Raw genomic sequence first — 11,328 nt, 5'->3', positions numbered from 1 at the left:
GGCTTCGAGCGGGCGGCTGTCCGGGCGGTGTGCGAGCCACGCCTCGCTCCACACCCGGCTGATCACGTCACTCAGGTCCGGGCTGAACGACATGAGCCGGCAGGCGTCGAGTGCCGGGTGCCCCCACACGGCGTCGGACCAGTCGATGACCACACCGCTGCTGCGCCAGTTGCCGGGGTGGAAGTCGCCGTGCACCAGCGTTTCCGGCAGCCCGAACGACGGCATCGGCACTGCGGACGACGGCAGCCGCGATTCGCCCGCCAGCGCGTTCTGCACGGCGACCCAGCGCGGCACGATCCGTTCGACCTGGTCTGGCGTGACGTCCCAGCAGTCCTCGCCCGGAACCTCGGCGAGCAGCACGCGGCGCGGCGCGGCGGCGATCACCTCGGGCACCAGCGCCGGGTCGTGGGCGGCGACCATCGCGATCACGTCGCCCTCGTCGGCGAAGAACGGCGGGACGGCCTTCAGCCACGCCGTGCCGTTCGAGGTGGTCAACCGGTGGACGCTCGACAGGTTCCAGGTTTTGACCTGGGTCGCGGGGCCGGTGCGGTCGACGTGGGTGTCGGCCCACGCGACCAGCTCGGCCGGTCCGCCTGGTCGCGCCCAGGGCAGGCGGAACTCCGCGTCCGCCCGGGGTTCGTCGGCGGGGTGCAACTTGGTGCGGTCGGGTTCGCCGTGCGCCTCGACGTGGTAGGTGACGAGTCCGCCGGCGGAGCGTTCACCGCCCTCGGCCCCGACCAGTCTGAGCACGCTCGTCGGCACACCCAGCAGCTGCTCCAGCGCGCGGTTGACGGGTTCGGCCTCCGGCCACCACCGGCTGTCCACCGCGATGGCGTCCGTGCGGCCCGCGAACCCGCTGGGCGCGCTGACCAGGGCGATGATCGACCGTTCCGTCACGTGACCATCATCGCGGCGCGCTCAACCGGATTTCAGTCCTCGAAGTCGCCGCTGGCCCGGCGGACCTTCGCGAGCAGGTCGGTGAGCTGCTCGGTCTGCCGGTCGGTGAGGCCCTTCAGGCCCAGGTTGACCTCGACGACCGCCGCGGTGGCGCTCTCACGGCGCTGCAGGCCCGCGTCGGTGATCTCGACCAGCGTCGTGCGCCGGTCGGTCGGGTGCGGGGTGCGGCGGACCAGGCCGTCGGTCTCCAGCCGGTCGACGATGTTCGTGACGCTCGTGGGGTGCAGCTGCAGGCGCTCACCCATGACCCGCATCGGCAGCGCGCCCTTGCGGGAGAAGTACAGCAGCACCAACGCCTCGAAGCGCGCGAACGTGAGACCGTGCGGCTTGAGGGCTGCGTCCACGGCGGACTGGATGATTTGCTGGACACGCATGACGCTCGTGACGGCGGCCATCGACGTGGAGGAACCCACACGGTCGTCCCACAGCTCGGCCGCGCGGGCGATCGGGTCGAACGGCAGCGGTGTCATGGGCACCGAAGCTACCAGTCAGTACAACCGCGGGATCACCAGGAGGCACGTGTGCTTGTCGCGTTCAGCGTCGCTCCGTCCGGTTCGGACTCGTCGGGAAGCGTCGCCCAGGCCGTGGCCGAGGCGGTGCGGGTCGTGCGGGAGTCCGGCCTGCCCAACGAGACCAACGCGATGTTCACGTTGGTCGAGGGGGAGTGGGACGAGGTGATGGCCGTCGTGAAGAAGGCGACCGAGGCCGTGCAGGCCGCCGCCCCGCGGGTCTCGCTCGTGCTCAAGGCGGACATCCGGCCCGGCCACACCGGGCAGCTCAAGGCCAAGGTCGACCGGATCGAGGAGCACCTCGCCTGATCTTCCCCGGCCTGATCTTCCCGGCCTGGTCTTCCCCGGATGGCCGAACGCTTTACGCCGCCCCGGTGAGCGAGCCCGTGCGGCGTCGTCGTCTGGGTTAGCGTGTCGGGCGTGGACGCGAGACAACTGTGGTTGCGGTTCGAGCCGTATCACGACGTCACGTACTTCACGCCCGAGTCCCGCGCGGCGACCGACGCGCTGGGCTGCAAGGGCGGTTGGATGGGGTACTTCGGCATGCGCGCCGCACCGCTCGGGGCAGCGTCGCCGGAGCTCGTGACGGCGGTGTTCTACAACTTCGCCCCACGGATGGTGGCGCGCGCTCTGCCCGACGCGTGGGCGGTGGCGTCTCCGGAGGAGTTCCTCAAGGCACGCCTTGAGGGCGTTGACGGGGCGTTGCGTCGTTTGCTGGGGTCCGTCGACACGCCCGAGATCGCCGAGGCGGCTGAGTTGGGGCGTGAGGCAGCGTTGGCGGCGCCGTTGGGTGGACGGCCGTTGGCCGCTGCGAACCGTGCGTTGCCATGGCCCGACGAGCCTCATCTGGCGTTGTGGCACGCCTGCACGATCTTGCGCGAGGCCCGCGGTGATGGCCATGTGGCTGCTCTCGTGGCTCACGACGTGGGGCCGTGCCAAGCGCTTGCGCTCTACGCGCGTGAGCATTCCCTCGATCCGGCATACATGCGCACCGCGCGTGGTTGGACTTTGGAGGAGTGGGAAGACTGCGACCTGCCCGGAGACCTCTCCGCGGTGGAGAACGCGACCGATTCGGCCGCGCTCGCGCCGTGGGAGGCTTTGGGAACCGATCGCACGTCGCGGTTCATCGAACTGATGACACCGCTTGCTCTACGCATCGCTTCGGGCAACGAGGCGATGCGCGTCAACCCGATGGCCCTGGACCCGGTCCGGGAACTAGCCGTGCCAGGATGGAACACGTGACAAGGCCTGATCCTCGCAAGACCGCCGCACTGTCCGCCGCGCTCTCGGGCGCCGTCGATCTCGGTGCCCTGAAGGCCCGCGCCGACGCGTCTCGGCAGGCGGCTGCCGCCCCCGCTGCTTCTGCTGCTCCCGCTGCTGGTGCCTCCGACAACGGTTCTGCGCCGTGGATCGTGGACGTCACCGAGGCCTCGTTCCAGGCCGTCGTCGAGCAGTCCCTGCAGGTGCCCGTCGTCGTGCTGCTCGGCGCCTCGTACTCGCCGGAGTCGCAGGCGCTCGCGGCCACGCTGACGCGCTTCGCCACCGGGTCCGGTGGGTCCTGGATCCTCGCCCGCGTCGATCTGGAGCAGGCGCCTCGGATCGGGCAGGCGTTCGGGGTGCAGTCGGTGCCCACCACCGTTGCCGTTGCCGCTGGTCAGCCCATTGATGCTTTTGCCGGCGCCATTGCCGATGCTGAGTTGTCGGCGTGGATTGCTCGGTTGCTGGACGCTTTGCGTGAGCGGTTGCCGGGGATCCGGGCTGGGGAGGCTCGGGCCACCGGTGGCGTCGCTGAGGAAGAGGTTCTCGAGGATCCTCGGATCGTTGCTGCTGAGGAGGCTTTTGAGGCTGGTGACTACGTTGCCGCTCAGGGGTTCTACTCGCAGATTCTTGCCTCTGAGCCTGGCCATGAGCTGGCCAGGGAAGGGCTCGCCCAGGCTCGGTTCGCCGAGCGGGCCGAGGCTGTTGATCCTGCTGTGATCGCCAAGGCCGATGCTGCTCCTGATGATCTCGAGGCTCAGTTGGCTGCTGCTGATGCCGAGGTTGCCGGGCAGCGGGTTGAGGATGCTTTTGCTCGGTTGGTCGGGGTGGTTCGGCGGGTTTACGGGGATGATCGGGATCGGGTTCGGCAGCATTTGATCTCGTTGTTCGAGTTGTTCCCGGCTGATGATCCTCGGGTTGCTTCTGCTCGCCGTGCGTTGGCTTCTGCTTTGTACTGATCTTCGGGTTTACTGCTGGTGGGGCTCCGCCCCGGACCCCGCCAGCTGATCAAGGACCACCCCACCAGGCGGCTTTGTGACAAGCGTGCCCTGGTGCTCGCCTTCGGCTTCGTTCGCTGGCTATGGTCGCCTTCGTTCCAAGAGGACTGTGTCTCGCCAGGTGCCGTGTTGCTGGGCGATTCGTTCTCTCAGGCCCACCGTTCTGAAGCCTGCCTTGTGGTGCAGTGCGATGCTTGCCCTGTTCTCCGGGAAGATCACTGCTTGCAGGGTCCAGAGGCCTGCCTCGTCCGCTGCTCCCACCTGGTGGTGCAGAAGGGTTTTGCCCACGCCCTTGCCCTGGTGGGCGTCGGAGACGTAGATCGACGTCTCGGCCACTCCCGCGTAGCACTCGCGGGGCGATACCGGGGTGGCTGCTGCCCAGCCTGCCGTCTTGTTGTCGACCTCTGCTATCCAGCGGTGGTCTTGCAGCCACTTGGATTCCAGGGTTCTGCGGGACGGGACTTCTGTTTCGAAGGTGGCGTTGCCCGCCGCTATGCCCTCGCCGTAGATGCGGCGGACTTCTGGCCAGTCGTCCGCTGTCATCTCGCGGATGGTCACGCCAGGGGCCGGGGTCAGGGTGCTTCCCGTGGTCAGGGCGCCCATCACCGCGTCCGCCGCGTGGGGGAGGCCTGTGCAGCAGGCCTGGTTGACCGTGACGAGGGTGGTCGTGCCTTCTCGTTGGACGTGCACGAAGCCGACTTCCGCCAGTTTGCGGACGTGGTGGGAGCAGGTGGACTGGCTCACGCCCAGCAGGGTGGTCAGCTCGCCTACCGTCACGGGGGTTCTCGACTGCGCCACGTGGTGTAGGAGGCGGACTCTGGTCGGGTCGGACAGGCTTGCGAACCACGAGGCGTACTTCGCGGCTTCATCGGTCAGCACCTGGCGAGTATCGGTCGGCCTCGATCCTCGGATCAAACCGAGTACTTCTTGACGCAGAAGGAGAGGCCTCGGTAGAAGCCGTCGCTGAAGGCTTCCACCCGTGCGAAGCCTGAGGGGACTGCTTTGCCGTTCACGTCTGACGCGATGAGGCTGTCGTCTGCCAGTAGTTCTGCCACTGCCTCGTCCAGGTCGCCAGGGGAGAGGCGGAGGCCCGCTGCCGCGTTCGGGCGGTTGGTCAGGCCTGCCCAGGCTCCTGTCAGGCAGGCCGTGCGCTGGCCTGCGGCGTCGTCGTCCAGTTTGAAGCCCGTCGCGTGCTGGATGGAGAGGGAGAAGCGGGAGGCGACCACGGCGAAGGCCGCGAAGTCGCCGATTCCGCCCTTCGTGCCCTTCTTCGGGGGTGTGCCGATCTTCACCAGGGACGGGAGGTCCAGCTGGAGCTGGTTCACCGCCGGGCAGTAGGAGGCCGGCGAGGTGGTCTGGGCGTCGGCGCAGGGTTTGATGCCGCTCCTGTCGAAGGCCGGGAAGACCGCGCCGCTCGACTTGTAGGCGTCGCGGAGGGACTCCTCCAGGGCCTTGAGGTACTTCTCCTCGCTCACCTTGGCGTTGCCGCGGCCCTGGCCCTCGTCGGTGTCGGTGAGGTCGAAGGGGCGTTCGGTGATGCGCTTGTTGATCTCGGCCTCGTTCATCTCGGCGCAGCGGACCGCGCCTCGGGTGAAGCCGAACTGGAAGGCCGAGACGCGGTCGAACGCGCTGCCGTGGGCGCCCTGCTTCTCGAACGAGGTGCCTGCGGAGTCGCGGATGAAGAACATGGTCTGCAGGACCTGGTTGAGGCCCTCGCCGGTGGAGAGCTCGAAGTGCCTCGACTTGTTCTCGGCGATCCAGCGCATGTAGACGCCGGTGTAGCAGTCGGCCTGCTGCTCCTTGACGATCGACGGGGTGTTGGGGCCGATGTTCGACGCCTGGCCCAGCTTGTACTGGACGGCGTGACCCATCTCGTGGGCGAGGACCGTCACCACGGCCATCGGGCCGAAGGAGTCCTTGAGCATCGGGAGCAGCTCGCCGCGGTCCCACGTGATGCTGTCGTCGAGGGCGCAGTAGAAGGCGTTGGCGACGCCGGTGGTGTTGAGCTTGCAGACCTCGACGCCCTTGCCGTTGGAGTCGTAGGAGATGAAGCGCTTCACCGGTTCGAAGGTCTTGCTGATGAACGACTTCGGGAACTCCATCTTCCAGAAGTCCTGCACGTCGGCGAGGGTGTTGATGGCCAGGCGGTCCATCTCCCCGCCGTCGCCGTTCTCCACGGACAGGTCCGCGTCCGGCACGCCCTGCTTGGTACCGGACGGGCCGTTCGAGATGTCGAGGCCCGCGACCTTCGCAGGGTCGGGGCGCTCGCCCTTCGGGTCGCCCTCGACCACGGAAGAGCAGGCGGTCAGTGCTGCGGCCGCGACCACAGCGACGGCGATTCGTCCCATCCCCATGGCTCGGAACACTACTAAGTGCTCTTCGCGGGCCTGTCGCAAGGACCTGCGGCCAAACGTGAAAACTGCTCACCCCCAGGGGTGATTTCAAGACTGCGCGGGCTCGTTTTCGTTGTCTCACCGATTGTTCGGGCGCACAGTCCGTCTCACGCAGGCCTTCAGTGTGGAAGGAGTTTGGCGGTATGGGTAGAACGCGCTGGGCAAGGTTCGCCGGGGTCGTCGGCATCGGGGCGGTGGGTGCGAGTGCCCTCCTGTTCGGCATGTCCCAGGGAGCGCTGGCCGCCTCGTTCGCGGTGTCCGGCACCAACTTCAAGGTCTCCGCCGACAGCTTGACGGGCCAGGGATTCGTCCAGTTCGGTGGCGTGGACGCGGGTGCGGGACAGGTGCACGTCGTCGCGGTCAGCGGCTTCAAGTCGGCGACGCTCAACAAGTTCTGCCAGTCGGTGTTCGTCGCCAACATGCCGATCGTCGGCGACATCACGATGCGCATCACCGCGGACGGCGTGGGCGGCATGTCGGCCGACAACCTGGTCGTCAACCTCACCGACCTCTCGGGCGACCTGACCCTGGGCAACCCGGAGATCGGCGTCGACGCGAACAAGGTGACCAAGGGACCGGACAACCTGCGAGGGCTGCCGGGCTCGTTCGGCCTGCAGGCCGACTCGGCGAACATCACCGGGCTCAAGCAGACCGCCTGGGCCACCACGGCCCAGACCATCAGGTTCAAGGGCATGAACCTGACCATTCGCCAGGGGAAGCAAGAGTGCTTCTGAGGGCCTGGCGAGGCTTCACGGCGTGGCGACGTGGCCGGCCCTTCTGGGCCGGCCTGTTCGTGGCCGCGGGCGCGTTCATCATCCTGTTCCCGCCGTTCGTCGGCGTGAAGCTCGGCGACATGGTCATCTCGATCAAGACCATCGGCGGCACGTCCGCGCTGCTGATCGGCGCGTTGCTGGCGATCTGCGCGGTGTCGCTGTGGGTGCAGCCCAAGTTCCGGCTCGCGGCGGGGATCGTCACGGTGCTGCTGTCGCTGGTCGCGCTCGTCGTGACCAACCTCGGCGGCTTCCTGGCCGGCACCCTGCTCAGCCTGCTCGGCGGCGCGCTCGCCGTCGCGTGGACAGACGAGCCCAAGCAGCCGAAGAAGGCGAAGCGCCGCGACGACGACGCCGAAGACGCCGAGCCGGACACGACCCAGAGGGTTCAACCCACATGATGCGCACCCAGCCGCTGGCCGCGGTCGCGATGGTCGCGGTCCTGGCGCTGCAACCGCCGTCGAGCTCCGAGCCGCCGCCGTCGTCGTCGGCCTCACCGGCGCCGACCAGTTCGGAACCGCCGCCGGCCAGTTCGACCGGCACCACCACGACCACCCCGCCGCCGGTGTCGTCCTCCGTGCCGACCCCGCCGCCCAGCACGGAACCACCCGCATCGACGACGCCGGCACCCCCGCCACCGGTCCCTGCCCCGGTGGCGGCGGGCGGGCGGGAGTGGACCCTGACCGCGTCACGGCTGGAGCTGGGAGGCCTGAACTACGTCGGCGTCGCGGAAGCCCTGGTGAGCGGCAAGCTCATCAAGGTCCTGAAGTTCACCGCGGGCGACATGAAGATCAAGGACCTGGTGCAGACCGCCGAGATCTCGCCGGGCCGGAAACTCGTCACCGCGGCACGCCCAGGCAGCACGTCCACGGTGTCGCCGGGGCGGATCGAGCTGTTCACGGTGCAGCTCAAGGGCAACCTGGACATCCTCGGCATCAAGATCCCGGTGGACTACACGGCAGCCAGCCCACCGCCGCTGAACGTGCCGTTCGCGGCGTTCACCGACGTCACGGTGCGCAACACGGACCTGATCGGCGGCACGCTGACCATCCCGGGCGCGCGGATCTACGTCGTGTCGGACCAGGCCCCGGCCGAACGGCGCTGACCCGCCGGACCGCGCGAGGTCAGAGCCCGCACTTCTTCGGGCCCTCGAACACGCCCTCCCGGAACTTCGCCACCCGCTGGAACCCCGGGTCGACCGCGTTGCCGCCCTTCGCGTCACGGGCCGCGTAGTCGTAGCGCAGCAGCACGGTCACGGCCTCGTCGAAGTCGCCCGGCGAGAGCCCGAAGCCGTCCTGGCGCTGGAACACCGCGCCCGTGTACGCGCCGGCCAGGCACAGGGCGGCGGCGGAGGCGTCCTCGCCCTCCGTCGGCTTGCCCAGCGCGGCCAGCTCGGCCATCGCGTACCTGGTCGCGATCAGCGTGCCGGTCGCGTAGTCGCCCATGTCCTTGTGCAGGGTCGGGAGGTCTTCCTTGGTGTCGATCTTGATCGTCTTGTCGGACGGGCAGTACGCGACGGGGCCCTGGTCGCCGGAGCAGTCGGGTTCGGTCTGCGCCGCCTCGGCGCGCGGGGAGGGCCAGGTCTTGCCCGCGGCCGTCGCCAGGCCCTTGAAGTAGCCGTCGAGGTCGGGCGTCACGGACTCCAGCATCTCCGAGAACGGCAGGTTGCCGCCGTTGGCGCGGTCGCGGACGTTGGTGAACGCGCGCTGCGTGAACTTGCGGTTCTCGACGCTCATCGCCGCGCAGAACTTCGCGCTCTGCTCGTAGCCGTCCTGGAACGCCGCCACGCGGTCGAACGCGCTGCCGTGCGCCTGCTCGTCCTCCGGCGAGGTGCCGACCGGGTCGCGGAACGTGATCAGCGCGCCCAGCGCCTTGTCCAGGGCGTCCGCGCCGATGTCGAGGCGCTGCGACTTGCCGTCGGCCACGTTGCGCACGAACGCGCCCGCGAAGCAGTCGGCCTGGGCCTCGGTGAGGATCGTCGGGTACTTCTCCGGCTCGCGGCGCTCGGCCTCCGGCGTGATGCCCATGCGGTTCTGCACCGCGTGGCCGATCTCGTGCGCCAGCACCACGACCACCGCGGCCTCGCCGAAGCGCTCCCGCAGCACGGGCAGCAGCGACGCGCGGTCCCAGGCGATCGCGTCGGCGGCGGGGCAGTAGAAGGCATTGCCCTCCACGTCCGCGGCCTTCTGCGTGCACGGCGGCGGCTTGGCGGTCGCGTCCGCCGTGTCGACCGAGAAGTAACCGCCGGTCAGCGGCTTCCACGGCTTGTTGAACGTCTTCTGGAACGAGTCCTTCCAGAACTCGTCGATGTCCGTGAGCGCGGTGGCGGCCAGCTTGTCGATCGGGCCGTTGTCCGTGCCGCGCACCTGGATGGTCTCGGTGGAGGCTTCCTTCTTCACCACCTTGGCGGCACGCGGGCGCCCCGGTATCTCAGCGGTGCAGCCCACCGCGAGCAGGGCGGTGGCGACGATCAGCGCGATGCTCCGGTGCCGCATGAACCCATTGTGCCTGCCGCTCGGCGCGAAGGGTGTCCTACTCGTCGAAGTCAGGCGCATACCAATGCCAACGTGCGGCGAGCTGATCAGGTTCACCGGCCGCGGTCACCCGCGGGCCGGGGTGGCGCCGACCTGCGCCGGCACCACCCCGCACGCGTCAGTCGGCCTCGCCCAGCACCCCGGGAACCTCCGGGACCAGCCACAGCACGCCGGACGGCGGCAGCTGCAGCAGCGCCGAGTACGGCCGCCCGTGCCACGGCTTCGCCTCCGCCTCGACGCCCCCGAGGTTGCCCACCCCGGAACCGCCGTAGTACGACGCGTCCGTGTTCACGAGCTCCTTCCACCGGCCCTCCGCCGGCAGCCCGACCCGGTAGTCGTGGTGCGGCGACCCGGAGAAGTTCGCGACGCACACCAGCGTCGAGCCGTCCTCACCGACCCGCAGGAACGACAGCACGTTGCCACCGGAGTCGTTCGCGTCGATCCACTGGAAACCCTCGGGCGTGACGTCGTGCGAGAACAACGCCGCCGCCGTCTTGTACACCGAGTTCAGGTCGCGCATCAGGTTCTGGATGCCCTGGTGCAGCGGGTCCTCGTCGATCAGGTGCCAGTCGAGCGACCGCGACTCCGACCACTCCTGGCGCTGCCCGAACTCGCCGCCCATGAACAGCAGCTGCTTGCCGGGGTGCGCCCACATGAACGCGAGCAGCGACCGCACGCCCGCGGCCTTGTTCCAGTCGTCACCCGGCATCCGCGTCCACAGCGAGCCCTTGCCGTGCACCACCTCGTCGTGCGAGAGCGGCAGCACGAAGTTCTCGCTCCACGCGTAGACCAGCGAGAACGTCATCTCGTTGTGGTGGAACGAGCGGTGCACCGGCTCACGCGACAGGTAGTGCAGCGTGTCGTGCATCCAGCCCATGTTCCACTTGAAGCCGAACCCGAGCCCGCCCAGGTGCGTCGGCCGCGTGACACCCGGCCACGCCGTCGACTCCTCGGCGATCATCACGATGCCGGGATGCCTCTTGTAGACGGTCGCGTTCAGCTCCTGCAGGAACCGCACCGCCTCGAGGTTCTCCCGGCCACCGAACTCGTTCGGCAGCCACTGGTCGGCAGGCCGCGAGTAGTCGAGGTAGAGCATCGACGCGACGGCGTCCACGCGCAGGCCGTCGAGGTGGAACTCCTCGATCCAGTACAGCGCGTTGGCGACGAGGAAGTTGCGGACCTCGTTGCGCCCGAAGTCGAAGACGTACGTGCCCCAGTCGAGCTGCTCACCGCGGCGCGGGTCGGCGTGCTCGTACAGCGGCGTGCCGTCGAACTTCGCGAGCGCCCAGGCGTCCTTCGGGAAGTGCGCGGGCACCCAGTCGACCAGCACGCCGATGCCGCGCTGGTGGAGATGGTCGACGAACCAGCGGAAGTCGTCCGGGTTGCCCATCCGCGAGGTCGTCGCGAAGAAGCCCGTCACCTGGTAGCCCCACGAGCCGCCGAACGGGTGCTCCATGACCGGGAGCAGCTGCACGTGCGTGAATCCGTTCGCGATGACGTAGTCGGCGAGCAGCGGCGCGATCTCGCGGAAGGTCAGCGAGCGATCGCCGTCCTCGGGGACGCGGCGCCACGAGCCGAGGTGCACCTCGTAGATGGAAAGCGGACGGCGCAGCGGATCGGCTTCCACGCGCGCCTTCATCCACTTTGCATCGCCCCACTCGTGTTTCGACTCGAAGACGATCGACGCGGTGCCGGGCGGCACCTCGGAATAGCGCGCGTACGGGTCGGCCTTCACCACGACGTGGCCGCTCGCCGTGCGGATCTCCCACTTGTAGAGCGCCCCCGCCTTCACGTCGGGGATGAAGAGCTCCCAGATGCCGGACGAGCCCAGCGAGCGCATCGGGTTGAGCCGCCCGTCCCAGCCGTTGAAGCTGCCGACGACGCTCACGCTGCGCGCGTTCGGCGCCCAG

Annotated in this window: 12 protein-coding genes; 6 read left to right on the top strand and 6 right to left on the bottom strand. The window is 68.8% G+C overall.

The window, feature by feature from the left end:
• Both VM306_RS09870 and VM306_RS09865 read right to left on the bottom strand, forming a co-directional pair.
• Nucleotides 1–897 (bottom strand): phosphotransferase (locus tag VM306_RS09870; protein ID WP_325513278.1); only part of this gene is annotated, 897 nt, incomplete at its 3' end.
• A 32-nt stretch (nt 898–929) separates the two neighbouring features.
• Nucleotides 930–1,427 carry a MarR family transcriptional regulator gene (locus tag VM306_RS09865; RefSeq protein ID WP_325513276.1) on the bottom strand — a complete coding sequence of 166 codons (498 nt, stop codon included), beginning with the start codon at nt 1,425–1,427 and terminating at the stop codon, nt 930–932.
• Nucleotides 1,428–1,478: 51 nt separating this feature from the next.
• Between VM306_RS09865 and VM306_RS09860 the strand changes: the two genes are divergently transcribed.
• From VM306_RS09860 to VM306_RS09850, 3 genes are all read left to right on the top strand, one after another.
• Nucleotides 1,479–1,775, top strand: a complete 297-nt coding sequence (locus tag VM306_RS09860; protein ID WP_325513274.1) for an MTH1187 family thiamine-binding protein — start codon at nt 1,479–1,481, stop codon at nt 1,773–1,775.
• Nucleotides 1,776–1,886: 111 nt separating this feature from the next.
• A complete protein-coding gene (locus VM306_RS09855) occupies nt 1,887–2,708 on the top strand; it encodes an SCO6745 family protein (RefSeq protein WP_325513272.1) in 822 nt (273 codons plus the stop codon).
• Nucleotides 2,696–3,682 carry a co-chaperone YbbN gene (locus VM306_RS09850; protein WP_414672357.1) on the top strand — a complete coding sequence of 329 codons (987 nt, stop codon included), beginning with the start codon at nt 2,696–2,698 and terminating at the stop codon, nt 3,680–3,682. Before VM306_RS09855 ends, VM306_RS09850 begins: the two co-directional genes overlap by 13 nt.
• 120 nt (nt 3,683–3,802) lie before the next feature.
• On the opposite strand, the gene VM306_RS09845 is transcribed toward VM306_RS09850, so the two are convergent.
• Both VM306_RS09845 and VM306_RS09840 read right to left on the bottom strand, forming a co-directional pair.
• Nucleotides 3,803–4,600, bottom strand: a complete 798-nt coding sequence (locus tag VM306_RS09845) for a metalloregulator ArsR/SmtB family transcription factor (RefSeq protein WP_325513270.1) — start codon at nt 4,598–4,600, stop codon at nt 3,803–3,805.
• 32 nt (nt 4,601–4,632) lie between these two features.
• On the bottom strand, nt 4,633–6,075 hold the full coding sequence (locus VM306_RS09840; protein WP_325513268.1) for a neutral zinc metallopeptidase: 1,443 nt from the start codon (nt 6,073–6,075) through the stop codon (nt 4,633–4,635).
• A gap of 182 nt (nt 6,076–6,257) precedes the next feature.
• On the opposite strand from VM306_RS09840, the gene VM306_RS09835 reads away from it, so the two are divergent.
• The 3 genes from VM306_RS09835 to VM306_RS09825 are packed head-to-tail and all read left to right on the top strand — an operon-like array spanning nt 6,258 to nt 7,989.
• Nucleotides 6,258–6,848, top strand: coding sequence for a DUF6230 family protein (locus VM306_RS09835; protein ID WP_325513266.1), 591 nt, complete (start codon nt 6,258–6,260; stop codon nt 6,846–6,848).
• Nucleotides 6,839–7,285 carry a DUF6114 domain-containing protein gene (locus VM306_RS09830; RefSeq protein ID WP_325513264.1) on the top strand — a complete coding sequence of 149 codons (447 nt, stop codon included), beginning with the start codon at nt 6,839–6,841 and terminating at the stop codon, nt 7,283–7,285. The genes VM306_RS09835 and VM306_RS09830 overlap by 10 nt, the downstream gene beginning before the upstream one ends.
• Nucleotides 7,282–7,989, top strand: a complete 708-nt coding sequence (locus VM306_RS09825; RefSeq protein ID WP_325513262.1) for a hypothetical protein — start codon at nt 7,282–7,284, stop codon at nt 7,987–7,989. The genes VM306_RS09830 and VM306_RS09825 overlap by 4 nt, the downstream gene beginning before the upstream one ends.
• Nucleotides 7,990–8,008: 19 nt before the next feature.
• On the opposite strand, the gene VM306_RS09820 is transcribed toward VM306_RS09825, so the two are convergent.
• Nucleotides 8,009–9,379, bottom strand: a complete 1,371-nt coding sequence (locus tag VM306_RS09820) for a neutral zinc metallopeptidase (RefSeq protein WP_325513260.1) — start codon at nt 9,377–9,379, stop codon at nt 8,009–8,011.
• 157 nt (nt 9,380–9,536) lie between these two features.
• A partial coding sequence (gene glgB / locus VM306_RS09815; protein ID WP_325513258.1) for a 1,4-alpha-glucan branching protein GlgB occupies nt 9,537–11,328 on the bottom strand: 1,792 nt, incomplete at its 5' end.

The sequence above is a fragment of the Lentzea sp. genome, from assembly GCF_035525475.1.
Classification (GTDB): domain Bacteria; phylum Actinomycetota; class Actinomycetes; order Mycobacteriales; family Pseudonocardiaceae; genus Lentzea.
This window is presented reverse-complemented; position numbering and strand designations above follow the sequence as displayed.

What these genes read in the sequence shown, in the direction of transcription:
- VM306_RS09865 (WP_325513276.1), bottom strand. Translation starts at nt 1,427, where the DNA reads ATGACACCGCTGCCGTTCGACCCGATCGCCCGCGCGGCCGAGCTGTGG.
- VM306_RS09850 (WP_414672357.1), top strand. Translation starts at nt 2,696, where the DNA reads ATGGAACACGTGACAAGGCCTGATCCTCGCAAGACCGCCGCACTGTCC.
- VM306_RS09840 (WP_325513268.1), bottom strand. Translation starts at nt 6,075, where the DNA reads ATGGGGATGGGACGAATCGCCGTCGCTGTGGTCGCGGCCGCAGCACTG.
- VM306_RS09835 (WP_325513266.1), top strand. Translation starts at nt 6,258, where the DNA reads ATGGGTAGAACGCGCTGGGCAAGGTTCGCCGGGGTCGTCGGCATCGGG.
- VM306_RS09825 (WP_325513262.1), top strand. Translation starts at nt 7,282, where the DNA reads ATGATGCGCACCCAGCCGCTGGCCGCGGTCGCGATGGTCGCGGTCCTG.
- VM306_RS09820 (WP_325513260.1), bottom strand. Translation starts at nt 9,379, where the DNA reads ATGCGGCACCGGAGCATCGCGCTGATCGTCGCCACCGCCCTGCTCGCG.